This is a genomic window from Micromonospora sp. CPCC 206171, assembly GCF_036906755.1.
GTDB lineage: Bacteria > Actinomycetota > Actinomycetes > Mycobacteriales > Micromonosporaceae > Micromonospora > Micromonospora purpureochromogenes.
Genome location: NZ_JBAKHT010000043.1, coordinates 12,785 through 35,057, shown reverse-complemented (window position 1 = coordinate 35,057; position 22,273 = coordinate 12,785). Strand labels below are relative to the sequence as shown.

General features: G+C 73.3%; 21 protein-coding genes. 6 read left to right on the top strand and 15 right to left on the bottom strand.

From position 1 onward, the window contains the following. The 3 genes from V6U89_RS28915 to V6U89_RS28905 form a co-directional block, all read right to left on the bottom strand. A partial coding sequence (locus V6U89_RS28915; protein WP_334576131.1) for a hypothetical protein occupies positions 1-340 on the bottom strand: 340 nt, incomplete at its 3' end. After that, positions 337-1,839: a replication-associated recombination protein A gene (locus V6U89_RS28910; RefSeq protein ID WP_334576129.1), complete on the bottom strand. Its 1,503-nt coding sequence runs from the start codon at positions 1,837-1,839 to the stop codon at positions 337-339. The genes V6U89_RS28915 and V6U89_RS28910, both read right to left, overlap by 4 nt. Positions 1,840-1,914: 75 nt before the next feature. Beyond that, positions 1,915-2,127, bottom strand: a complete 213-nt coding sequence (locus V6U89_RS28905; RefSeq protein WP_088962756.1) for a hypothetical protein — start codon at positions 2,125-2,127, stop codon at positions 1,915-1,917. 121 nt (positions 2,128-2,248) lie between these two features. On the opposite strand from V6U89_RS28905, the gene V6U89_RS28900 reads away from it, so the two are divergent. After that, a complete protein-coding gene (locus tag V6U89_RS28900) occupies positions 2,249-2,983 on the top strand; it encodes a GNAT family N-acetyltransferase (protein WP_334576135.1) in 735 nt (244 codons plus the stop codon). Positions 2,984-3,250: 267 nt separating this feature from the next. On the opposite strand, the gene V6U89_RS28895 is transcribed toward V6U89_RS28900, so the two are convergent. The 4 genes from V6U89_RS28895 to aspS form a co-directional block, all read right to left on the bottom strand. Further along, positions 3,251-4,702, bottom strand: coding sequence for an MFS transporter (locus tag V6U89_RS28895; protein WP_334576124.1), 1,452 nt, complete (start codon positions 4,700-4,702; stop codon positions 3,251-3,253). Beyond that, entirely contained in the window at positions 4,699-5,292 is a 594-nt protein-coding gene (locus tag V6U89_RS28890; protein ID WP_334576122.1) for an ArsR/SmtB family transcription factor, read from the bottom strand. The genes V6U89_RS28895 and V6U89_RS28890 overlap by 4 nt, the downstream gene beginning before the upstream one ends. Positions 5,293-5,377: 85 nt before the next feature. Next, complete coding sequence (locus V6U89_RS28885; protein WP_334576120.1) at positions 5,378-6,190, bottom strand: SDR family oxidoreductase; 813 nt, start codon at positions 6,188-6,190, stop codon at positions 5,378-5,380. A gap of 107 nt (positions 6,191-6,297) precedes the next feature. After that, positions 6,298-8,103 (bottom strand): aspartate--tRNA ligase, encoded by a 1,806-nt coding sequence (gene aspS / locus V6U89_RS28880; RefSeq protein WP_334576116.1) that lies wholly within the window; start codon positions 8,101-8,103, stop codon positions 6,298-6,300. 154 nt (positions 8,104-8,257) lie between these two features. Between aspS and V6U89_RS28875 the strand changes: the two genes are divergently transcribed. Beyond that, a complete protein-coding gene (locus V6U89_RS28875; protein WP_334576113.1) occupies positions 8,258-8,992 on the top strand; it encodes a DUF998 domain-containing protein in 735 nt (244 codons plus the stop codon). Positions 8,993-9,089: 97 nt separating this feature from the next. Here V6U89_RS28875 and V6U89_RS28870 read toward each other — a convergent pair whose 3' ends face one another. Then, positions 9,090-10,145 carry a S1 family peptidase gene (locus V6U89_RS28870; protein ID WP_334576111.1) on the bottom strand — a complete coding sequence of 352 codons (1,056 nt, stop codon included), beginning with the start codon at positions 10,143-10,145 and terminating at the stop codon, positions 9,090-9,092. A gap of 246 nt (positions 10,146-10,391) precedes the next feature. On the opposite strand from V6U89_RS28870, the gene V6U89_RS28865 reads away from it, so the two are divergent. Continuing rightward, positions 10,392-11,222, top strand: coding sequence for an SGNH/GDSL hydrolase family protein (locus V6U89_RS28865; RefSeq protein ID WP_334576109.1), 831 nt, complete (start codon positions 10,392-10,394; stop codon positions 11,220-11,222). A gap of 121 nt (positions 11,223-11,343) precedes the next feature. Here the strand turns inward: V6U89_RS28865 and V6U89_RS28860 are convergent, their stop codons facing one another. Then, positions 11,344-11,820: a winged helix-turn-helix transcriptional regulator gene (locus V6U89_RS28860; protein WP_334576104.1), complete on the bottom strand. Its 477-nt coding sequence runs from the start codon at positions 11,818-11,820 to the stop codon at positions 11,344-11,346. Positions 11,821-11,876: 56 nt separating this feature from the next. On the opposite strand from V6U89_RS28860, the gene V6U89_RS28855 reads away from it, so the two are divergent. Further along, positions 11,877-12,392, top strand: coding sequence for a PaaI family thioesterase (locus V6U89_RS28855; RefSeq protein WP_334576101.1), 516 nt, complete (start codon positions 11,877-11,879; stop codon positions 12,390-12,392). A gap of 180 nt (positions 12,393-12,572) precedes the next feature. Here the strand turns inward: V6U89_RS28855 and V6U89_RS28850 are convergent, their stop codons facing one another. From V6U89_RS28850 to V6U89_RS28840, 3 genes are all read right to left on the bottom strand, one after another. Beyond that, positions 12,573-13,514, bottom strand: a complete 942-nt coding sequence (locus V6U89_RS28850; protein WP_334576099.1) for an acyl-ACP desaturase — start codon at positions 13,512-13,514, stop codon at positions 12,573-12,575. Between the two features lie 69 nt (positions 13,515-13,583). Beyond that, the gene (hisS, locus tag V6U89_RS28845; RefSeq protein ID WP_334576097.1) at positions 13,584-14,912 is read right to left on the bottom strand and encodes a histidine--tRNA ligase; all 1,329 of its coding nucleotides are present in this window, start codon (positions 14,910-14,912) and stop codon (positions 13,584-13,586) included. A gap of 50 nt (positions 14,913-14,962) precedes the next feature. Continuing rightward, positions 14,963-15,682: an MBL fold metallo-hydrolase gene (locus V6U89_RS28840; protein ID WP_334576095.1), complete on the bottom strand. Its 720-nt coding sequence runs from the start codon at positions 15,680-15,682 to the stop codon at positions 14,963-14,965. 258 nt (positions 15,683-15,940) lie between these two features. Between V6U89_RS28840 and V6U89_RS28835 the strand changes: the two genes are divergently transcribed. Both V6U89_RS28835 and V6U89_RS28830 read left to right on the top strand, forming a co-directional pair. After that, complete coding sequence (locus V6U89_RS28835) at positions 15,941-16,828, top strand: peptidylprolyl isomerase (RefSeq protein WP_334576092.1); 888 nt, start codon at positions 15,941-15,943, stop codon at positions 16,826-16,828. Between the two features lie 59 nt (positions 16,829-16,887). Next, positions 16,888-17,727 carry a peptidylprolyl isomerase gene (locus V6U89_RS28830; RefSeq protein ID WP_334576088.1) on the top strand — a complete coding sequence of 280 codons (840 nt, stop codon included), beginning with the start codon at positions 16,888-16,890 and terminating at the stop codon, positions 17,725-17,727. Positions 17,728-17,785: 58 nt separating this feature from the next. Here V6U89_RS28830 and V6U89_RS28825 read toward each other — a convergent pair whose 3' ends face one another. The 3 genes from V6U89_RS28825 to secF all read right to left on the bottom strand — a co-directional run bounded on the left by V6U89_RS28825 (position 17,786) and on the right by secF (position 22,272). Further along, positions 17,786-20,227, bottom strand: a complete 2,442-nt coding sequence (locus V6U89_RS28825; protein ID WP_334576133.1) for a RelA/SpoT family protein — start codon at positions 20,225-20,227, stop codon at positions 17,786-17,788. 193 nt (positions 20,228-20,420) lie between these two features. Continuing rightward, positions 20,421-20,987 carry an adenine phosphoribosyltransferase gene (locus tag V6U89_RS28820; protein ID WP_334576084.1) on the bottom strand — a complete coding sequence of 189 codons (567 nt, stop codon included), beginning with the start codon at positions 20,985-20,987 and terminating at the stop codon, positions 20,421-20,423. A gap of 94 nt (positions 20,988-21,081) precedes the next feature. Continuing rightward, complete coding sequence (gene secF, locus V6U89_RS28815) at positions 21,082-22,272, bottom strand: protein translocase subunit SecF (protein WP_334576080.1); 1,191 nt, start codon at positions 22,270-22,272, stop codon at positions 21,082-21,084. Position 22,273: the final 1 nt, after the last annotated feature.

Here is a 22,273-nt window from a genome sequence, read left to right as displayed (position 1 = left end):
CGGCCCGACCAGGCGGCGGCCCGTCAGGGCGCGGCCCGCGGGCGGGCGGCGGGCCGTCCGGGCCGGATGCGCCCGGCCCCGGTCGGGGACCGGCGGGCGGTGTGGCCGGGCCACGGCCGCTGGCGGGCGCGGGCGACGTCGGGCGGGGTGGCTCACCGTCCGGGCCGAGCTCGCCCCGCTGCTGCTTGGCGCTACGCAGGTCGTCGATCCAACCGAACTCCTCGCCGGCCGGCTCCGGCGGCGGCTCCTCGGCCCGGCCCCGGCCCCAGCGGCGTCCCTTGGCGCGGGAGTCACGCCGCTCGTCGGGACCGTCCTGCGGTTCCCCACCACGCGATGTCACTGCTGACCCTCCCCGACGACGGCGTCGCCGTCTTCATCCGCCCCACCGGCGTGCCCCGCACCCGACGGGCGGCGGCCGTTGAGCGCCACCGGCGTCGGTTCGTCGGGGCGCGGCACCGGGGCGGACAGCCCCCGGACGATCCGGCGCAGCAGCGGCAGCCGGGCGGCCACGGACCGCTCCGCACCGTGCCCGCTGGGCCGGTAGTAGTCGGCCCCGACGAGATCGTCGGGAGCGTACTGCTGAGTGACCACTCCGCGCTGGTCGTCGTGCGGGTAGCGGTATCCCGTGCCGTGCCCGAGCCCCCGCGCGCCGGCGTAGTGGGCGTCGCGCAGCCCGCGCGGCACCGGGCCGCCGCGGCCGGCCCGCACGTCGGCGATGGCCGCGCCGATGGCGGTGGTGGCCGAGTTCGACTTCGGGGCGGTGGCCAGGTGGATCACCGCTTGGGCCAGGTTGAGCTGGGCCTCGGGCAGGCCGACGTACTCCACGGCGTGGGCGGCGGCGGTGGCCACGCCCAGCGCGGTCGGATCGGCCATCCCGACGTCCTCACTGGCGAAGATCACCAACCGGCGGGCGATGAACCGGGCGTCCTCGCCGGCGACCAGCATCCGGGCCAGCCAGTGCAGCGCCGCGTCCACGTCCGAGCCGCGCATGCTCTTGATGAAGGCGCTGGTCACGTCGTAGTGGGCGTCGCCGTCCCGGTCGTAGCGGACCGCCGCCACGTCGACCGCCTGCTCGGTGGTGGCGAGGTCGATCCGGCCGGTGCCGGTGGCCACCGCGGAGGCCGCCGCGGCCTCCAGCGCGGTCAGCGCCTTGCGGACGTCGCCGCCGGCGAGGCGTACCAGGTGGTCCTCGGCCTCGGTGTCGAGGGTGAGCGCGCCACCCAGGCCGCGCTGGTCGGCGACCGCGCGGCGCAGCAGGCCGCGCACGGCCGCGTCGTCCAGCGGCTGGAGGGTGAGCAGCACACAGCGCGACAGCAACGGGGAGATGACCGAGAAGTACGGGTTCTCCGTGGTCGCCGCGAGCAGGGTGACCGTCCGGTCCTCCACCGCGGCGAGCAGGGAGTCCTGCTGGGTCTTGCTGAACCGGTGCACCTCGTCGATGAAGAGCACGGTCTGCGGTCCGCCGGTGCGGCGCTGCCGGCGGGCGGTGTCGATGACCGCTCGGACGTCCTTGACCCCGGCGGAGAGCGCCGACATGGCGACGAACCGGCGGTCGGTGGCCCGGGCCACCAGGTGCGCGATCGTGGTCTTGCCGCTGCCCGGCGGCCCCCACAGGATGACCGACATCGGGGCCCCGCCGCCGACCAGCTGGCGCAGCGGCGCGCCGGGCGCGAGCAGGTGGTCCTGCCCGACCAGCTCGTCGATGCTGGCGGGGCGCATCCGGACGGGCAGGGGCGAATCCTCCCCGACCGCCGTGAAGCCGTCGACACCGCTCGGACCCGCGGGGGCGCTGGGCGCCGCGGCGGGTTCACCGAGGGAGAAGAGGGCGTCGGAGTCCATCACGAAGACAGTACCGGGCTCGGTCCGCTGCGCCGGAATCGCGCCGCGGGCCGAGCCCGTCCTGATCCGTTGCGGTCAGCCGCGACCCGGCCGCCGACCGCGGTACCAGCGGCCGCCGCCGCCACCGCCCGGGCCACGGCCGACGCCGGCGAGGTAGAGGGAGAGCAGCAGCAGGCCCAGCATCAGCAGGGTGTGCACGTTGAAGAGGTCGGGGGCGCCGAAGTTGGTGTCCAGCAGATCGATCAGCAGCGCGAAGCCGAACACGATCGCGGCGAGAATGGCGAGCATCGTTGTCCTCCGGTGGGGGTTCCCAGTAGGTCAGCGCGGGATGTACCCAATCGGTCGGCTCGTCAATCTCCACCGTGGAACGAGCTGCGCCGGGGCCGCGTTCTAGGCTGGGCGGGTGATCATGGCTGACCAGGAGTTGACGGGTCGCGGGGCCCTCCTCGCCGCCACCGACCACCACCCGTACGCCCGGCACGCGCTGTGGCGGGGCGCGGAGCCCCGCGGCTGGCGGCGCGACGGCGCGGTGGCCTGGCTGCTGTCGTCCGGGCCGGGTCCGGCGGGCGGCGCGATCGGGGCGCCGGGGCCGGCGGTGGACGTCTTCACCGACCTCGTCGCCGCCGGCGCGGTCGACGCCGGGCAGTGGCTGCACCTGCCCCGGACCAGCCCGGAAGCCCTCGCCGGCCGGCTGGCCGTGGCCCGGCACGACGAGTGGGACTTCCTCTGGACCAGCACCGCCCCGCCGCGTCAGCCGGAGGAGGACCGGGTGGTACGCCTCGGTGCGGCCGACCACCCCGCGCTGAGCGCGCTGATCGAGTCGTCCTTCCCCAGCACCACCTCCCGCCCCGGCGACCCCCGCATCGTCGACTGGTACGGCATCCGCGACGGCCACCGGCTGGTCGCCTGCGGCGCGGACCGCAGCCGGGGCGACGTCGGTTTCCTGGCCGGGCTGACCGTGGCGCCGGACCGGCGGGGGCGGGGCCTCGGGGCGGCCCTGACCGCCGGGATGACACGGGCGCTGGCCGCCCGCTACGACCAGGTGGCGCTGGGCGTCTACACCGACAACCTGGGGGCGATCCGGCTCTACCGGCGGCTCGGCTTCACCGGCACCCTTGCCCGCAGCTCGGTGCACCTGGCCTGAACCGGGCGCGCCGCCGGCCCGCCGGGCCGGTCGGCGCTGGGGACGGCCGCCCCGGTCGGCGCTGGAGGCGGTCGCCCCGGTCGGCGCTGGAGCGGCCGCTCCGGTCGGCGCTGGAGCGGCCGCTCCGGTCGGCGCTGGAGCGGCCGCTCCGGTCGGCGCCGGAGGCGGCCGCCCCGAACGGCCTGATACCTCAGAGGTATCAGGATGCCTCTGAGGTATCAGGCTCGGATTTCGGTCCGCCGCGACCGCAGGTGGCGCGGCGACCGGTCAGCGGACGGGCGCCGCCTCCCCGCCCCCCGGTCCGGCCGCCGGGACCGCCGCCTGACCGTCGGCCACCGGGTCGAGGTCGCCGGTCGGGCCGACCATGTCGGGCTGGGCGGCGGACCCGACCGCGCTCGACCCGGCCGTCGACCCGACGACGTCCGACCCGACCGGCCCGCCCGACCCGACCGGCCCGACCGGCCCGGGGTCGGCCGCCGCGCCCGCCGTGCGCCCGGCGCGCCAGGCCGGCAGGTAGAGCGGTGCGGCCACGGCCAGCACCACACCGCCCACCAGCATGGCCGTGGTGACGCTGCGGGTGTCGGCGAGGGCGGTGAGCAGCACCGCGCCGATCGCGAAGCCGGGCTGCCCGACCATCGAGTTCAGCGAGAGCACGCTGGTCCGGTACGGCCCGTCGACCTGCCGGTGCAGCAGGCCGGTGTGCAGCGGGTTCGAGGCGCCGTGCACGGTGTAGCAGGCCAGGTAGGCGACCAGCACGCCGACCGGGCCGGCGAACAGCCCCATGCCGACCACGGTCACGCCCTGGACGATCCGCAGCAGCGCGGCGCTCGGCGCGGCGCCCAGCCAGCGCAGCAGCAGCGGGGTCAGCGCCGCGCCCGCCGCCGAGGCGAGCCACGCCGCCGAGCTGGCCGGCCCGAGCAGCGCCGCCGCCCGCTCGGGATGCCCGACCACCTCGGCGAGGCGGACCGGCAGCAGCGACTCGAACGTCACCATGCCGAAGCTCCAGAACAGCTCGACGGCGACCAGGGCGAGCAGCACCCGGGAGCGGCGCAGCAGGCCGAAGGCCTGGCCCACCATCCGGGGCGCCTCGACCATGGAGGCGCGCAGCGCGCCGGCGCCCTTGGCCGGGCCGGTCTCGACCAGCAGGAGCAGCAGGGCCGCCAGGGCCATCGCCTGGAGGGCGATGGCGACCAGGACCGGCACGGTGAGGGCGCTGACCGGCCCGACCGGGCCGAGGGCGATCAAGCCACCGCTGAGCAGCGCCCCGGCGGCGATGGTCACGCCGGCGACGGTGCCCGCGAAGCCGAGGCCGGCCTCGTACTCAGCCTTCGGGTCGGCGGCGAGGGTGGCGTCGACGTACCAGGACTCCAGCGGGCCGCTGTCGAGCGCCCGGTAGACGCCCTGCAAGGCCCAGACCAGGAAGAACAGCGCGAAGGAGTCGGCCACCGCGAAGAGCCCGAGCGAGACCAGGCTCAGCGTCCAGGCGGCGGCCAGCACGGGCTTGCGGCCGAGGGCGTCGGCCAGGCCGCCGGTGGGCAGCTCCAGCACGAGCACCACCAGCCCCTGCGCGATGGAGACCAGCCCGATCTCGGACAGCGACAGGCCGCGCTCCTGCATCAGCAGGATCATCACCGGGATCATCAGGCCGGTGGGCAGCCAGCGCAGGCCGTAGAGGGTGAGGTAGCGGAACCGGACCTGGCGTACGGACAGCGCGCTCACCGCCGGCCCTCCAGCATCGGGTAGCCGGCGAGGAAGAGGTGCACCGGCTCGGCGCCCGGCTCGGCCGGGTCCGCCTCGTCGTGGTACCGCTGCATGACCTGCCACACCTCGGCCTTGAGCGCCTCCATCCGGTCCGGCGGGATGACCATGAAGATGTCGCCCATGCCGAAGGCGTCCCGCCAGGCCGGCGACCACTCGTGCTCGACGGCCAGCCACTGCTCGGCCCGCTCGACCAGCAGGCGTACCTGATCGCCGTGGATCCACTGGATCGCCGCCCGGGCGTCCGGGTCGTCGTCGAAGTCGGTCGGCTCCCAGCTGGTGACGTCGTGCGCGGCCTGCCACCAGCGCTGCCGCCCGCTGCCCCGGTCGGGATCCTCGGCGACCAGGCCCACCTCGGCGAGCTGGCGCAGGTGGTAGCTGGTCGCGCCGGTGTTGGTGTCGAGCAGCTCGGCCAGCGCCGTGGCGGTGGCCGGCCCCTTGGTACGCAGCGCGCCGAGCAGTCGCATCCGCAGCGGGTGCGCCAGCACCCGGACCTGCCGGTGATCGAGCCGGACCTCACGCGGTGTGGCGACGTTCTCGTCGTTCCCCATCACTGCACAATATCTGTGCACACTTTCTCTGCACAATAGTTGTGCAGAGAAAGTGTGCGTCAGTGTGGCGGGGACGGGCCGGGGATCAGGCCGCGAGGAGTTCGGTGACGCCGCGCAGCCGGGTCCGCAGCAGCGCGGCGGCGCGCGAGGAGTCCAGCCGTACGTCGGTGGGGCGGACCAGCCCGGCCGCCGCGACCGTGGTGGTTTTCATCCCGGCCGGGTCCAGCCCGAACCGGCGGGCCACCAGCAACCCGAGCCCGGCCCGGCTGACCGGCTCCGGACCGGCGACGTTGAGCGGACCGGCGTAGTCGCCATCGACCAGTTCGAGGACGGCGTCGGCCAGGTCGGTGACGTCGACCGGGCAGCGCAGCTCGTCGCTGAAGAGGGTGGCCCGGCCGGCGAGCGCGTCCCGGCAGAGCTGGATCTGCTTGCTCCCCTCCCCCACGATCAGCGAGGTCCGCACCAGCACGGCGCTCGGGTCGATGACCCGCACCGCGGTCTCCGCCGCCGCCTTCGCCGCCCCGTACGGGTGGATCGGGGTGGGCGGGTCGTCGTCCAGATAGGGCGTCGGGCGCCCGGCGTGCAGCGCGTCGCTGGACACGTGCACCAGCCGCGCCCCCGCCTCGGCCGTCGCGTACGCGATGTGCGCCGCGCCGTCGGCGGTGACCGCCCAGTCGTCGTACCGGTAGGGGGTGCCGACCACGGCGGTCGGCCGGACCGCCGCGACCAGCCGGCGCACCGCCTCCCGGTCGGTCACGTCGAGCTGCCGGGTCCCCAGGCCGGGCAACGCGACGGGGTCGGCGTGCCAGGTGCCCACCACCGGCCGGCCCGCCGCGAGCGCGCGCCGACAGATCTCCCCGCCCAGGAAACCACCGGCTCCCACCACGAGCAGCGTCATCGCGTCCCCCGTCTCCCCCGGTCCCGCCGAGCGTCGCCCGCCCGGCGACGAAACGACCGAGAGGTCCACGCCATCATGGCGCAGACCTCTCGGTGACGGGGGTCGGGTCAGACCGGGTCGGCCACCGGGGCGGCCGGGCCGGCGGTGCCGGCGTGCACGCCGGTCGGCGCCTTGGGCTTGGCGTCGATGCCGGCCTCGGTGCGCTGCTGGGCGGTGATCGGCGTCGGCGCGCCGGTCAGCGGGTCGAAGCCGCCCCGGGTCTTCGGGAAGGCGATGACCTCGCGGATGGAGTCCGCGCCGGCGAGCAGCATGCAGACCCGGTCCCAGCCGAACGCGATGCCGCCGTGCGGCGGGGCGCCGTACTTGAACGCCTCCAGCAGGAAGCCGAACTTGTCCTGCGCCTCCTCCGGGGTGATGCCGAGCAGGTCGAAGACCCGCTTCTGCACGTCGCCCCGGTGGATACGGATCGAGCCGCCACCGATCTCGTTGCCGTTGCAGACGATGTCGTACGCGTAAGCCAGCGCCCGGTCCGGCGCCTCCTCGAAGCGGTCCACCCACTCGGCGTTCGGGGAGGTGAACGGGTGGTGCACGGCCGTCCAGCCGCCCTCGTCCGTGCGCTCGAACATCGGCGCGTCGACCACCCAGCAGAACGCCCAGGCGCTCTCGTCGATCAGGCCGGCCCGCTTGGCGATCTCGATCCGGGCCGCGCCGAGCAGCTCCTGCGCCTCGCGCGTGTTGGCGCCGGCGGCGAAGAAGACCGCGTCGCCCGGCTTGGCGCCGACCGCGTCGGCGAGCCCGCCCAGGTGCTCGGCGGAGAGGTTCTTCGCCACCGGGCCGCGCGCCTCGCCGGTCTCGGCGTCGAGCACCACGTACGCCAGGCCCCGCGCGCCGCGCGCCTTGGCCCAGTCCTGCCAGCCGTCCAGCTCCTTGCGGCTCTGCGCCGCGCCGCCCGGCATCACCACCGCGCCGACGTACCCGCCGGCGTCGATGGCGCCGGCGAAGACCCGGAACTCGGTGCCGCGCAGGTAGTCGGTCAGCTCGGTCAGCTCGACGCCGTAGCGCAGGTCCGGCTTGTCAGAGCCGTACCGGGCCATCGCGTCGTGCCAGGTGATCCGCGGGATCGGCCGGGAGATCTCGTGCCCGGCCAAGTCCTTCCACAGCGCCGACACGATCGCCTCGCCGAGGTCGATCACGTCGTCCTCGGTGACGAAGGACATCTCGATGTCGAGCTGGGTGAACTCCGGCTGCCGGTCGGCGCGGAAGTCCTCGTCGCGGTAGCAGCGGGCGATCTGGTAGTACCGCTCCATGCCGCCGACCATCAGCAGCTGCTTGAACAGCTGCGGCGACTGCGGCAGCGCGTACCAGCTGCCGGGCTGGAGCCGGACCGGCACCAGGAAGTCGCGGGCACCCTCGGGGGTGGACCGGGTCAGCGTGGGGGTCTCGATCTCCAGGAAGTCCCGCTCGTGCAGCACACCCCGGGCGAGCTGGTTGGCCCGCGAGCGCAGCCGCATCGCGTTGGCCGGACCGCTGCGCCGCAGATCCAGGTAGCGGTACCTGAGCCGGATGTCGTCGCCGGCCTCGACCTGGTCGTCGACCGGCAGCGGCAGCGGGGCCGCCTCGGAGAGCACCTCCAGCTCGGCGGCGGTCACCTCGATCTCGCCGGTGGGCAGCTCCGGGTTCTCGTTGCCCTCGGGCCGGCGGGTCACCTCGCCGGTGACCCGGACGCAGAACTCGTTGCGCAGCGCGTGCGCGTCCTCCTCGCGGAACACCACCTGGACCACGCCGGAGCCGTCGCGCAGGTCGACGAAGATGACACCGCCGTGGTCGCGCCGGCGGGCCACCCACCCGGCGAGCGTCACCGTCGAGCCGGCGTCCGCGGCGCGCAGGCTTCCGGCATTGTGGGTACGGATCACGGCTGGCAACTCCTCATCGTGGAACAGTCCTCACCGGCATTCTGTCAGGGGCGACAGTCGTTCCTCCCGGGCACCCGGCAGGCCGGGCGATTCTTCGGTGGACGGACCGGCCAACTCCGGCTCGGCAGAGCGCCGAGCCGGTTACCGTGCGTGGATGCGCGCCGTACCGAACTGGGCCGTCGCCACCGCGGGGGCGGCACCCGCTCTGCTGGTGGCCGGCTGGACGGTCGCCGGCGCCCGGCAGCCGGTCGGCTACGACCCGATCCGGGACACCATCAGCGAGCTGGCGGGGCAGGACGCCACCGACCCCTGGATCATGATCGGCTGTCTGGTGCTGCTCGGCTGCTGTTACCTGGCGACCGCCGCGGTCCTGCACGCGGCCGGGCTGCCCAGCCGCTTCCTGCTTGCCGTCGGCGGGCTGGCCACCATCGCGCTGGTCGCGTTTCCCCGGCCGACGGTCGGCGGCTCCCTCGGCCATGGCGTCGTCGCGACCGTGGCCGTCCTCGCCCTGTCGCTCTGCCCGGCCGGTTCAGCGCTGCGGCTGCCGCGCGGCCCGGACGCCGGGCACCCGGCCCGGCCGGAGCCACCCTGGGCGTTCCGCCGGGCGGTGGGGCTGAGCGTCACCGTGCTGCTGCTGAGCCTGTTCGGCTGGTTCGCGTTCGAGGTGACCGGGGGGTCCCGGACCGGGCTGGCCGAGCGGGTGACCGCGCTGGCCGTCGCACTCTGGCCGCTGCTGGCGGTGCTCTCCGCCCGGCGGGCACACCTCGCGTGGGCCGCCGGTGGCGGCCGGCCCGTCACCGCGGACCGGCAGGCGGCCGGTGCCGTCTCTCGGGGTTCCGGTCGCCCTGCTCGCGGGCCCGCTCCTCGGCGGCCCGGCCCGCTGCCCTGAGCCGAGCGCCGCAGCGGGACGAGCGCGCGGCGGCGGTCCGCCCGCCGGGGCACGCGGCGCGGGCCGCCGGAGGATTCCGGCGGCCCGCTGGCGTGGATCAGTAGACGCTGACGCCGTAGCGGCTCAGCACCTCGGGGACCGGCTGGAAGTAGGTCGTGCCGCCGGAGGAGCAGTTGCCGCTGCCGCCGGAGGTGAGGCCCAGCGCGGTGCTGCCGGCGAAGAGCGAGCCGCCGCTGTCGCCCGGCTCGGCGCAGACGTTGGTGCGGATGAGGCCGGAGACGCTGCCCTCGGCGTAGTTGACCGTGGCGTTGAGGGCGGTCACCGAGCCGCTGCGCAGGCCGGTGGTGCTGCCGCTGCGCCGGACGCTCTGGCCGACGAAGGCGTTACCGGCGGCGGTGATGTCCTGGTAGCTGCCGTTGTAGAGGTAGACGTTGCCCGGGCGGGAGACGCTGCTGTTGTACTGCACGATCCCGTAGTCGTTGCCCGGGAAGCTGGTGCCGGTCCGCGCGCCCAGGTAGCTGGTCTGCGCGGAGTTGCTGTACCAGCTGGCCGAGATGTTCGTGCAGTGACCGGCGGTGATGAAGAACTGGGTGCCGGCGCTGTTGCGCACGTTGAAGCCGAGCGAGCAGCGACCGCCGCCACCGGCGTAGATCGCGTTGCCGCCGGAGATCCGGGTGCTCAGCACGCCGGCCTCGGCCTCGATCCGGACGGCGCCACCGGTGCGGGCGGCGGCGGCCTTGACCTTGTCCAGCTTGGCGCCGGTGACGGTGCTGTCGACCGAGACCACGACCTGGTTGGTGGCGGGGTCGGTCCACCAGGCGGTGCCGGGGATCTTCGCGGACCGCTCCAGTTCGGCGGTGGCGGCCTTCAGGGTGGCGGCGCCCCGGGTGACGAGCTTCGGGGTGGCGCCGGCGGCGCGGACCTGGCGGGCGGCGGCGTCGTCGGTGACGGCGACGACCATCTTGCCGCTGGCGTCGGCGTACGTGCCGGCGGCGCGGTCGCCGAGGCGGTCGGCCAGACCGGCCGCGGCGTCGGGGGAGGCGGGCGAGGCGGGTGCCGCCTGCGCGGGGGCGCCGAGCAGCGCGCCGGTGACCAGGGTGCCGGCCATGGCGACGGCGGCGACGTGGCGGAGCGATGACCTCGTGGGTCGCATGTAACAACCTCCGGAAGGGGCTGACGGGTCGCGTCACGTCGACGCGCCCGGGGACAACCCGGCCGACCTGGGGAAACCGGCCGAGTGACTGAAGTATTCACATATTTAAGATCGTAAGCAAGACATGACTTTGCCCGAATTCACCCCGCCGCCCCATGTAACCGTGAAGCAACATTGTGGACACAGAAAGTCGTCTATACGATCTGGCCACCGCAGCACGCCGGCACCCGTGATCCGGAGGCCACCATGACCCTCGCCCGACGCGCGCTGGCGGCTCTCGCCGGCGCCACCGCCCTCGTCCTGCTCGCCGCCACCCCCGCCGTCGCCGACCCGGGCCCACCGCCCAGCGCGATGGCCAGCCTCGGCGACTCCATCACCCGCGGCTTCAACGCCTGCGGCTGGTACGTCGACTGCACCTCACGGTCCTTCAGCACCGGCGACTACTCCACGGTGAACAGCCACTACCTGCGTATCCGCGCGGTCAACCCCAACATCCAGGGCCGCAACCTCAACGACGCCCGCAGCGGCGCCAAGTCCGCCGACATGTACGGCCAGGCCGGCACCGCGGTCAGCCAGGGCGTCGGGTACGTCACGATGCTGATCGGCGCCAACGACGCCTGCACCAGCTCGGAGTCGACGATGACCCCGGTGGCCACCTACCGGGCGAACATCGACAGCGCGCTCGCCCGGCTCAAGGCGGGGCTGCCCAACGCCAGGGTCCTGGTGATCAGCATCCCGGACATCCAGCGGCTCTGGTCGGTCGGCAAGGGCAGCGGCAGCGCCCGGACCGCCTGGTCGGCCTTCGGCATCTGCCAGTCGATGCTGGCCAACCCGACCTCCACCGCACAGGCCGACGTCGACCGCCGGACCCGGGTCCGGCAGCGGGTGGTCGACTTCAACACCCAGCTCGCCCAGGCCTGCGCCGCGTACGGCCCGAACTGCGACTTCGACGACAACGCGGTGTTCAACTACCCGTTCGCGCTGAGCCAGGTCTCCACCTGGGACTACTTCCACCCCAACACCACCGGCCAGGCGGTGCTGGCCAGCGTCTCGTACGCCAACGGCTTCGCCTGGTAGCACCGGTGTCCCGGCGCGCGGGCGGCGCGGCCGTCCGCGCGCCGAGGCGCGCCCACCGCGGGCTGGACGACGGCGCGACGGGGCTCGACGGGGGCTCGACGGGACGCCGCCCGGCGGCGGGTCAGTCGACGCGGCGGCGGGCGCCCGGACCCGGCCGGGGCAGCACGTCGCGCGGGTCGGTCACCTCGTGCCCCTCGGCGCAGCGCAGCTCGACCCGGACCTCCGCCCCGCAGTCGCGGTGCCCGACGCCGAGCGGGGAGCCCTCCGGGTCGGCCAGGTAGCGGTCCCCCCAGCCGAGCACCGCCACCAGCACCGGCCACAGGTCCAGGCCCCTCTCGGTCAGCCGGTACTCGTGGCGCAGCCGGCTGCCCGGCTCCCGGTACGGCTCGCGACGCAGCACGCCCTGCTCGACCAGGGTGGCCAGCCGGGTGGTCAGCACCTGCCGGGGGATGCCGGTACGGACGCGCATGTCGTCGAAGCGGCGGACGCCGTTGAAGACCTCGCGGAGCACCACCAGGGTCCACCGCTCGCCGAGGATCGCCATCGCCCGAGCGATGGTGCAGTTCTCCACCGACCAGTCCAGTGCCGCAGGTCTCATGCCCACCAGGCTAGGTCTGATTGACAGACTCAGCAACGTGCTGCCAGGCTCAGTCCATGACTCAGACGCAGGACCCGGCGCGCAGCCGTACCTTCTCCTGGTCCGACCCGGTGGCCGGCGCCGCGCACGTGGGCCGCCGCAGCGGCCTGGAGCTGCTCCGCGGAATGATCGCCGGCGAGCTGGCCGCGCCGCCGATCATGCACCTGATCGACATGGCCCGGATGGAGGCCGACGAGGGTCGGGTCGCGGTCGAGCTGGTCCCGCAGGAGTTCCACTACAACCCGCTCGGCACCGTGCACGGCGGGGTGATCTCCACCCTGCTGGACACCGCCGCCGCGTGCGCCGTGCACACCACGCTGCCCGCCGGCGTCGGCTACACCTCGCTGGACCTGAACGTGAAGTTCCTGCGCCCGGTGACCGTCGCCAGCGGCATGCTCCGGTGCGAGGGCACCGTCCTGCAACGCGGCCGGCGCACCGCCCTGGCCGAGGCCCGCCTGACCGACGCCCAGGACCGCCTCATCGCCCACGCCACGTCAAGCTGCCTCCTCTTCCCCCTCCCCCAGCCCGCCTGACCCACCCCACCCGCCACCCGCCATCCGCCACCCGCCCCGCCGAGCGTGCTCTTTCAGAGAAAGCGTGGCTATTCCGCCCGCCATGGCCACGCTTTCTCTGAAAGAGCGGCCACGGCGAGGCGGGGACGTTGGTGAGGTGGTGCGGGGGCGGGCAGCGGGTGGGGTGGTGCGGGGGCGGGGTCAGGCGCGGGTGGCGAGGCGGGCCTCGCGGGCGGCGCGCTTCTCCTCGAAGCGGGACGCGGCCCGCTCCAGTTCGTCGAGGTGGCCGGCGATCTGATCGCGGGCGGCCTCGCCGTCGGCGTCCAGGCCGGTGACGTTGAAGACGTCCCACTGGCGCAGCACCGGCTGCACCACGTCGTCGCGGTGCTGGCGCAGGTCGTAGATGCCGGCCAGGGCGATCGCCACCGACTTGCGGGCGAAGCCCTCGATGCCGACGCCGGGCATCTGGAAGTCGGCCACCACGTCGGCGACGGCCCGCATCGCCTGGCTCGGGGCCAGCTCGAAGGCCGCGCCGAGCAGGTTGCGGTAGAAGACCATGTGCAGGTTCTCGTCGGCGGCCACCCGGGCCAGCAACGCCTCGCAGGCCGGGTCGCCGGTGACCCGGCCGGTGTTGCGGTGCGAGATGCGGGTGGCCAGCTCCTGGAACGACACGTACGCCAGCGAGTGCAGCACCTCGTCGCCGTGCACGTTCTCGTAGCCGGCCGACATGTGGGTCATCCGGGCCCGTTCCAGGGCGACCGGGTCCACCGCCCGGGTCACCGTCAGGTAGTCCCGGATCGCGGTGCCGTGCCGACCCTCCTCGGCGGTCCACCGGTGCACCCAGGTGCCCCACGCCCCGTCCCGGCCGAAGAGGGTGGCGATCTCGTGGTGGTACGAGGGCAGGTTGTCCTCGGTCAGCAGGTTGACGATCAGCGCGGTACGGGCCACGTCGGGAATCGTCGAGTCCGACTCCGACCATGGCTCGCCGCCGAGCGGCCCGTCGAACGTGCGTCCCTCGCTCCACGGGACGTACTCGTGCGGGAACCACTCCTTGGCGATCGACAGGTGGCGGTCGAGGTTCTTCTCCACCACGGCTTCGAGTTCGAGGAGCAGGGCGGTCTGACTCAGCGGGGCGGTGCTCATGCGGATCTCCCTACGGTGGCGTAACTTACGCTACCGTAGGGCCCCGCGGGCGTACGCGCGAGTAGTACCTCAGCTGACCAGCGGTTTGAGGTCCTCCCGGGGCGGCGTCCACTCCCCCGCCGCGGCGGCGATCTGCTCGCCGGACCGGATGTCCTTCACCTCGTCCGCCGCACCCTCCGCCCCGGGGAACCAGACGTACGGGATGCCGCGCCGCTCGGCGTACCGGATCTGCTTGCCGAACTTCGCCGCGCTGGGCGACACCTCGGTCGGCACCCCACGCGAGCGCAGCGCCTCGGCGACCCGGTTGCTGGCCGGACGGGCGCCCTCGCTGGTGACCGCGACCAGCACGCAGGTCGGCACGGTCCGGGAGACCGAGAGCGCGTCGGCGCCGAAGAGCAGCCCGAGCAGTCGGGTCACCCCGATCGAGATGCCCACCCCGGGGAACCGGGTGGCGCCGGAGCTGGCCAGGTTGTCGTAGCGGCCGCCGGAGCAGATCGAGCCGAACCGCTCGTAGCCGATCAGCTGGGTCTCGTAGACGGTGCCGGTGTAGTAGTCCAGGCCACGGGCGATGCGCAGGTCGGCCACGCAGAGCCCCGGCGAGTGCGCGGCGGCGGTCTCCACCACCGCCACCAGCTCCTCGATCCCCTCGTCCAGCAGCGGGTCGCTCACCCCGAGGGCGCGCACCGCGTCGGCGAACGAGGGGTCCGGCGCGGAGATCTCGGCCAGCGCCAGGCACGCCTTGGCCTGCGCCTCGCTCGCCCCGGCCGTCTCGGCCAGCAGCTCGGCGACCCGGGCCGGACCGATCTTGTCGAGCTTGTCGACCGCGCGCAGCGCCGCCTCCGGGTCGGTCAGCCCGATCCCCCGGTAGAACCCTTCGCAGATCTTGCGGTTGTTGACCTGGATGCGGACCGGCGGGATCGGCAGCGAGCGCAGCGCGTCGCCGATGACCAGGGGCATCTCCGCCTCGTAGTGCGGGGGCAGGGTGTCCCGGTCGACGATGTCGATGTCGGCCTGGAGGAACTCGCGGTAGCGCCCCTCCTGCGGGCGCTCGCCCCGCCACACCTTCTGGATCTGGTAGCGGCGGAACGGGAACTGCAGCTTGCCGGCGTTCTCCAGCACGTACCGGGCGAACGGCACGGTCAGGTCGAAGTGCAGGCCGAGCGCGTCGTCGCCGGCCGGACCGTCGGTGTCGGCCTGCAACCGGCGCAGCACGTAGACCTCCTTCGAGGTCTCCCCCTTGCGCAGCAGCTGGTCCAGCGGCTCGACCGAGCGGGTCTCCAGCGGCGCGAAGCCGTACAGCTCGAAGGTGGCGCGGATCCGGTCGAGCACGAACTGCTCGATCATCCGCTGGCCGGGCGTCCACTCCGGGAAGCCGGAGATGGGCGTGGGCTTGCTCATGGCGTACTCCTTGCGTCCCGCGCGGCGGCGCGGGGAGGTCGTGGGCGCGGCTACAGGCCGCGGGTGGGCGCGGCCGGGCGCGCGGCGCCGTCCATCGCCACCTCGGCGAGGTACGGGTTGGTCGCGCGCTCGCGGCCGATGGTGGTCGCGGGGCCGTGGCCGGGCAGGACGACCGTGTCGTCCGCCAGCGGAAGGACCTTCTCCCGCAGGCTGGTCAGCATCCGGGGCATGCTGCCGCCCGGCAGGTCGGTGCGGCCGATCGAGCCGGCGAAGAGCACGTCACCGGAGAGGCAGATCTGCTCGGCCTCCCAGGGCGAGCTGGCGCCGGACAGCCGGAACAGCACCGACCCGCCGGTATGGCCGGGAGCGTGGTCGACGGTGATCTCCAACCCGGCCAGCGCCAGCGTCGCGCCGTCGGTCAGCTCCGCCACGTCGTCCGGCTCGGTGTACGGCAGCCGGCCGCCGAAGAGCTGGGCGAGGTCCGCGGAAAGCCCCTTGGCCGGGTCGGCGAGCAGCTCCCGGTCGTCCGGGTGGACGTACGCGGGGATACCCCGCGCGCCGCAGACCGGCGCCACCGAGAAGGTGTGGTCGAGGTGGCCGTGGGTGAGCAGCACCGCGGCCGGGTGCAGGCGGTGTTCGGCGAGCACGGCGTCGAGCCGGTCGAGCACCCCGATGCCGGGGTCGACCACCACGCACTGCTCCCCCGGAGCGGTCGCCACCACGTAGCAGTTGGTGCCGAAGGCGTCCGCGGGAAAGCCGGCCACGAGCACGTCCGCTCCCCTTCCGTCGGTACGTCGTTCCCTCCGCAGCCTAGCCGTCGCGGCGAACGGATATCCGTGACCCACCCGTCCCGCAGACCCCGTCCGGCACAGTGACGCACTCCGATAAACCCAGCCCCGACCTCGTACACCACTTTCCCAGCGGCTACCCGTACACTCTGGCGGGCGTGTGGCGTGGCGCACCTGCTTCACGGGGACGCGAGCGGCCCGACCGGCGGTGACGACCAGGGCAGAGGAAGGAAAGCACGAGTGGCTTCCAGCAGGGACCGGCAGCGCAAGCTGGCACGGGAGAAGCTCGACCGGCAGCTGGCCCGGCGGGCCGCCGCGGCCCGGCGGCGCCGGCAGATCCAGGCCGGCGTGGGCGTCGCGGTCGTCCTGGCGCTGATCGTGGTCGGGTCCGCCTGGGCGCTGGGCGCCTTCGACCGGGACCCGAAGCAGCAGGCCGCCCAGGACGTCTGCCTCTGGACGCCGCAGGACGCCGCCGCGAACACCAACCTCAAGGACGTCGGCACCCCGGCCACCACCGGCCTGCCCACTGCGGGCACCCGGCCGATGACGATCAACACCAACCAGGGCGGCCCGATCACGGCCGAGCTCGACCTCGCCGGCGCCCCGTGCGCCGCGGCGAGCATCGCCCACCTGGCGACCCGGTCGTTCTACGACAACACCACGTGCCACGAGATCACCACCGAGGGGGCGCTGCGCTGCGGCGACCCCAGCGGCACCGGCCTGGGCGGCCCGACGTACTCGTTCTACGACGAGAACGTCCCCACCGTGCCCGAGGCGAGCCCGTCGGCCAGCCCGGCCCCCGGCGAGCCGCCGGCGTACCCCAAGGGCACGATCGCCATGATCGGGAACCCGCCGGGCAACAACGGCAGCCAGTTCCTCGTCTTCTTCAAGGACTTCAACCCGGCCAAGCCGACCTACCCGGTCATCGGCCGGATCACCGGCGGGCTCGACGTGATCGAGAAGATCGGCGCCCTGCCGACCGTGGACAATGGGACCGGGGCCAAGGTCAAGCCGAAGACCGACGTGCTGCTCCAGAAGCTCACCGTCGGCGAGCCGAGCACGGCGGCGGCCCCGGCACCGACGAGCCCGGCTTCCGGCGCCCCGTCGGCCAGCCCCAGCGCCGGCTGAGCCGGACCACACACCCGTACGCGGCGGCAACCGCGCCACACAGTCCAGGAGGAGTGACCGTGACGTCCACGAGAGAGCGGCAGCGCGCGGCGGCGCGGGCCCGGCTCGAGCGGGAGATGGCCGAGCGCGCGGCCAGGGCCCGCAAGCGCCGGCAGACGCAGGCGATCGTCGGGGCCGCTGCGGTCCTGCTGCTCGTGGTCGCCGGCAGCGTCTGGCTGGCGACGACCCTCGGCGGTGACGACGACCCGAAGCAGGACACCGCGGGCGCGCCGGGCTTCACGCAGTGCGCGTACACCGAGGCGCCGAAGGAGGGTCGGACCCCGCAGATCAAGGACGTCGGACTGCCGCCGGCCCAGCAGAAGAACACCGGCACCCAGACGATGACGATCGACACCAACCTGGGCCCGATCACCGCCAAGATCGACCGCGCGGCGGTGCCCTGCACCGCGGGTAGCTTCACCCACCTGGCCAGCAAGGGCTTCTTCGACAACAGCAAGTGCCACCGCCTGGTCACCGAGGGCATCAAGGTGCTCCAGTGCGGCGACCCGAGCGCGACCGGCAAGGGCTGGCGGGAGACCGACGGCACCGGCGGCCCGGCGTACAACCTGGCCGAGGAGAACCTGCCCACCGACAAGCGCCCCGCGTACCCGGACGGCGTCATCGCGATGGCCAACTCGGGCCAGCCCGGCAGCACCGGCAGCCAGTTCTTCATCGTCTACGGCGACTCGCAGCTCGACCCGAACTACACCGTGCTGGGCACCGTCACCGGCGGCATGGACCTGGTCAAGCAGGTCGCGGCGGCCGGCGACGACAAGGCCTTCGCCCAGCAGGCCGGCGGCGGCCACCCCAAGAAGGAGGTCGTCATCACCAAGCTGGCGATGAGCGACATCCAGGGCTGAGGAACCCGTACGACGAAGCGCCCGCCGGCCGAGCCGGCGGGCGCTTGTCGTTGCTGCCTCAGGCCCCTGAGGTGACCCGGTACGCGTCGAAGACGCCGTCCACCTTGCGCACCGCGGCCAGCAGGTGGCCCAGGTGCTTCGGGTCGGCCATCTCGAAGCTGAACCGGCTCACCGCCACCCGGTCGCGGGTGGTGGTCACGGTGGCGGAGAGGATGTTGACCCGCTCGTCGGAGAGCACCCGGGTGACGTCGGCGAGCAGCTTGTGCCGGTCCAGCGCCTCGACCTGGATGGCGACCAGGAACGTCGAGGCGGAGGTGAGCTTCCAGCTGACCTCGACCACCCGCTCGCTCTGCGCCCGCAGGTCCTCGGCGTTGGCGCAGTCGTCGCGGTGCACGCTCACCCCGCCGGAGCGGGTGACGAAGCCGAAGACCGCGTCCGGCGGCACCGGGGTGCAGCAGCGGGCCAGCTTGATCCAGACGTCGCTGACGCCCCGGACCACGACGCCCGGGTCCGCGCTGCTCTGCCGGCTGCGCGGCGGCCGGGTGGCGACGGCGGTCTCGGCGATGTCCTCCGCCGCGCCCTCCTCGCCCCCGTAGGTGGCCATCAGCTTCTGCACCACCGACTGGGCGGAGACCTGGCTGTCGCCGACCGCCGCGTAGAGCGAGGCGACGTCGGCCAGGTGCAGGTCCCGGGCGATCGCCATCAGCGCGTCCGAGGTGAGCATCCGCTGCAACGGCATGCCCTGCTTGCGCATCGCCTTGACGATCGCGTCCTTGCCGGCCTCGATCGCCTCCTCGCGCCGCTCCTTGTTGAAGTATTGGCGGATCTTGGTGCGGGCCCGGGGGCTCTTGACGAAGCCCAGCCAGTCCTGCGTCGGCCCGGCCGTGTCGGACTTCGAGGTGAAGATCTCGATCACGTCGCCGTTGGAGAGCGTCGACTCCAGCGGCACCAGCTTGCCGTTGACCCGGGCCCCGATGCACTTGTGCCCGACCTCGGTGTGCACCGCGTACGCGAAGTCCACCGGCGTCGAGCCGGTCGGCAGCGGAATGACGTCACCCTTCGGGGTGAAGACGTACACCTCCTGGCTGGACAGGTCGAAGCGCAGCGCGTCGAGGAACTCGCTCGGGTCCGCCGCCTCCCGCTGCCAGTCCAGCAGCTGGCGCAGCCAGGTCATCTCGTCGATGTGCGCCGGCGGGCCGACGATCTGGGTGCCCTTGTGCTCCTTGTACTTCCAGTGCGCGGCGATGCCGAACTCGGCGGTGCGGTGCATCGCGTAGGTGCGGATCTGCATCTCCACCGGCTTGCCGGTGGGCCCGATGACCGTCGTGTGCAGCGACTGGTACATGTTGAACTTGGGCATGGCGATGTAGTCCTTGAACCGGCCCGGCACCGGCTGCCAGTTGGCGTGGATGACCCCCAGCGCCGCGTAGCAGTCCCGCACCGTGTCGACCAGGATCCGCACACCCACCAGGTCGTAGATGTCGTTGAAGTCGCGACCCCGCACGATCATCTTCTGGTAGATCGAGTAGAGGTGCTTCGGCCGGCCGGTGGTCTCCGCCTTGATCTTGGCGGCCTTCAGGTCGGTCTGCACCTTCTGGGTCACCTGGCGCAGCAGCGCCTCGCGCTGCGGCTGGTGCTCCCCGATCAGGCGGTTGATCTCCTCGTACCGCTTCGGGAACAGCGTGCCGAAGGCGAGGTCCTCGAGCTCCCACTTGATCGTGTTCATACCGAGGCGGTGCGCCAGCGGGGCGAGGATCTCCAGCGTCTCCTTGGCCTTCTGCTCCTGCTTGGGGCGGGGCAGGAAGGTCAGGGTGCGCATGTTGTGCAGCCGGTCGGCCAGCTTGATCACCAGGACCCGCGGGTCCTTGGCCATCGCCACGACCATCTTGCGGATGGTCTCCGCCTTGGCCGCGTCGCCGAGCTTGACCTTGTCGAGCTTGGTCACCCCGTCGACCAGCAGGGTGACCTCCGGGCCGAAGTCCGCGCGCATCTGGTCGAGGGTGTACTCGGTGTCCTCGATCGTGTCGTGCAGCAGCGCGGCGACCAGGGTGGTGGTGTCCATGCCCAGGTTGCCCAGGATCGTGGCCACGGCCAGCGGATGGGTGATGTACGGGTCGCCGGACTTGCGGTACTGACCGGAGTGCCAGCGGGCGGCGGTGTCGAAGGCGCGCTGCAGCAGCCGCGCGTCGGCCTTGGGGTGGGCGTCCCGGTGGGTGGCGATCAGCGGCTCCAGCACCTCGCTGACCTGCGAACTCTGCCAGGGCGCGTTGAACCGGGCCAGCCGGGCCCGCACCCGACGGCCGGTCGGCGCGTTGGAGAGGGCGAAACCTCCGGTCGGCGAAGCCTCGCCGACGGTCGGCAGCGGCGCGACGGGCGCGCCGGCGTCGACGGCCTCGGCAACGGCGCCGTCGACGGCACCCGTCACCCGGGCCGGCGGGTTGCTCTTCCGGTCGGTCACCGAGCCGTCAGCGTCGCCTGTCGGGTGCACCGTGCCCTCCACCGGAGGGACGACATCGTGGGACACCGGCCTCCTCACCGCTCGCCGGAAAACACCGGCCGTGGCTCCGGCCGGTCTGGTCCTTCGCCGCCGGACGGGGAACCGCCCGGTCAGCAAAGGGCAATGCTACCCGCACGGTGGGTGCGGTGCCGCTCCGCCGGACGGTCGGCACCGGGTCCGTCCGACGGCATGGGGGTCAAACGGTCAGCAGGGCATGGACCGGGCGTCCCGCGAGCTTCTTGCGGCCCTCGAGGAAGCCCAGCTCCAGCAGGACGGTGAAACCGGACACCGTGCCGCCGGCCCGCTCGACCAGGTCGAGGGTGGCCTCGGCGGTGCCGCCGGTGGCCAGCACGTCGTCGACCACCAGCACCCGGTGCCCGGCGGTGAACGCGTCCTGGTGCACCTCCAGGGTGGCCTCGCCGTACTCCAGCGCGTAGGAGGCGGAGTACGCGGCGCGGGGCAGCTTGCCGGCCTTGCGCACCGGCACCACGCCCACCCCGGTGGCGTACGCGATGGCGGCCGCGATCACGAAGCCGCGGGCCTCGATGCCGACCACGATGTCGAACGAGTCACGCCCGTGGTACTCGACGATCCCGTCGATCACCTCACGGAACACCGCACCGTCGGCGAAGAGCGGCATCAGGTCCTTGAACATGACGCCGGGCTTGGGGAAGTCCGGCACGTCCAGCACCCGGCTGGCCACCAGCCGGGCGACCTGCGGGCCGCTGTCCCCCCGTACCCCGGTGCTGTGGGTCTCGGTCACGGTGCTCCCTCCAACGACGACGGCGTCCTCCATGCCGCTCGCACAGCATGAAGGACGCCGTCGGGTCGATTCCTACCGGGTGTCCCCGCCCGGGTCAGCGCCGCTTGGCGCCACCCGGCCGGTTGCCGCCGCCTCCGCTGGGACGGCCGCCCCGGGCGCCGGTCGGGCGCTTGCCGGCCGGCCGCGCGCCCACCTTCGGCGCCGAACCGGCCAGGGCCGCCGCGTCGGAGTCGATCGACTCGTCGCCGCCCTCGGCCGCGCGGGGCGCGCCCTTCGGGGCCAGCTCGCCCCGGGCCATCGCACCCCGCCGGGCCAGCACCCGCTTGTTGTGCGCCTGGATCCGGGGATCGTAGTTCTTCAGCAGCACCAGCAGCGGGGTGGCCAGCAGGATCGAGGTCAGGAACGCCACCGCCATACCGACGAACAGCACCAGGCCGAGGTCCTTCAGGGTGCCCGCGCCGAGCAGGCCGGCACCGATGAAGAGCAGACCACCGACGGGGAGCAGGGCGACCACCGAGGTGTTCAGCGACCGCATCAGGCTCTGGTTGAGCGCCAGGTTGGCCGCCTCGCCGTACGTCTGGTTGTTGTTCGCGGTGATGCCGCGGGTGTTCTCCTGCACCTTGTCGAAGACCACCACCACGTCGTAGAGCGCGAAGCCCAGGATCGTGAGGAAGCCGATGATGGTCGACGGGGTGACCTCGAAGCCGACCAGCGAGTAGATGCCCGCGGTGAGGATGAGGTTCATGAACAGCGAGACGATCGCGGCGACCGCCATCCGCCACTCGAAGCGCAGGATGAGGTAGACCGCCACCACCGCGACGAAGATGATCAGACCGAGCAGGGCGCGCGAGGTGACCTGCTCGCCCCACGCCTCGCTGACCTGGTTGCCGCTGATCTGGTCGGCGTTGATCCCGAAGTCCCGGGCCATCTCGGCCTTGACCTCGGTGGCCTGCTCCGGGCTGAGCTGCGAGGTACGCAGCTCGTAGGACTCGCCGCTGGTACCGCCGACCTTCTGCGCGGTCACCACCTCGGCGCCGCCGCCCTTGGCGTCCAGCGCCGCGTTGACCTTCTCCTCCGCCTGCTCCAGCGTGCCGACGCTGGCCGGCACCTGGAAGGAGTTGCCGCCGGCGAACTCGATACCGAGGTCGAACCTGAGCACCGTGAAGCTAAACACGGAGACCAGCACCAGGAGACCGGCCACGGCGAACCACAGCTTGCGCCGGCCGACGATGTCGAGCCCGGCCTCACCGCGGTAGAGCCGGCTCGCGAGACCACTCTTAGCCATC

Bases quoted from the DNA above. Each gene is read 5' to 3' on its own strand.
- V6U89_RS28910 (WP_334576129.1), bottom strand. From the start codon at position 1,839: ATGGACTCCGACGCCCTCTTCTCCCTCGGTGAACCCGCCGCGGCGCCC.
- V6U89_RS28905 (WP_088962756.1), bottom strand. From the start codon at position 2,127: ATGCTCGCCATTCTCGCCGCGATCGTGTTCGGCTTCGCGCTGCTGATC.
- V6U89_RS28900 (WP_334576135.1), top strand. From the start codon at position 2,249: ATGGCTGACCAGGAGTTGACGGGTCGCGGGGCCCTCCTCGCCGCCACC.
- V6U89_RS28890 (WP_334576122.1), bottom strand. From the start codon at position 5,292: ATGGGGAACGACGAGAACGTCGCCACACCGCGTGAGGTCCGGCTCGAT.
- V6U89_RS28885 (WP_334576120.1), bottom strand. From the start codon at position 6,190: ATGACGCTGCTCGTGGTGGGAGCCGGTGGTTTCCTGGGCGGGGAGATC.
- V6U89_RS28875 (WP_334576113.1), top strand. From the start codon at position 8,258: ATGCGCGCCGTACCGAACTGGGCCGTCGCCACCGCGGGGGCGGCACCC.
- V6U89_RS28870 (WP_334576111.1), bottom strand. From the start codon at position 10,145: ATGCGACCCACGAGGTCATCGCTCCGCCACGTCGCCGCCGTCGCCATG.
- V6U89_RS28865 (WP_334576109.1), top strand. From the start codon at position 10,392: ATGACCCTCGCCCGACGCGCGCTGGCGGCTCTCGCCGGCGCCACCGCC.
- V6U89_RS28860 (WP_334576104.1), bottom strand. From the start codon at position 11,820: ATGAGACCTGCGGCACTGGACTGGTCGGTGGAGAACTGCACCATCGCT.
- V6U89_RS28855 (WP_334576101.1), top strand. From the start codon at position 11,877: ATGACTCAGACGCAGGACCCGGCGCGCAGCCGTACCTTCTCCTGGTCC.
- V6U89_RS28850 (WP_334576099.1), bottom strand. From the start codon at position 13,514: ATGAGCACCGCCCCGCTGAGTCAGACCGCCCTGCTCCTCGAACTCGAA.
- hisS (WP_334576097.1), bottom strand. From the start codon at position 14,912: ATGAGCAAGCCCACGCCCATCTCCGGCTTCCCGGAGTGGACGCCCGGC.
- secF (WP_334576080.1), bottom strand. From the start codon at position 22,272: ATGGCTAAGAGTGGTCTCGCGAGCCGGCTCTACCGCGGTGAGGCCGGG.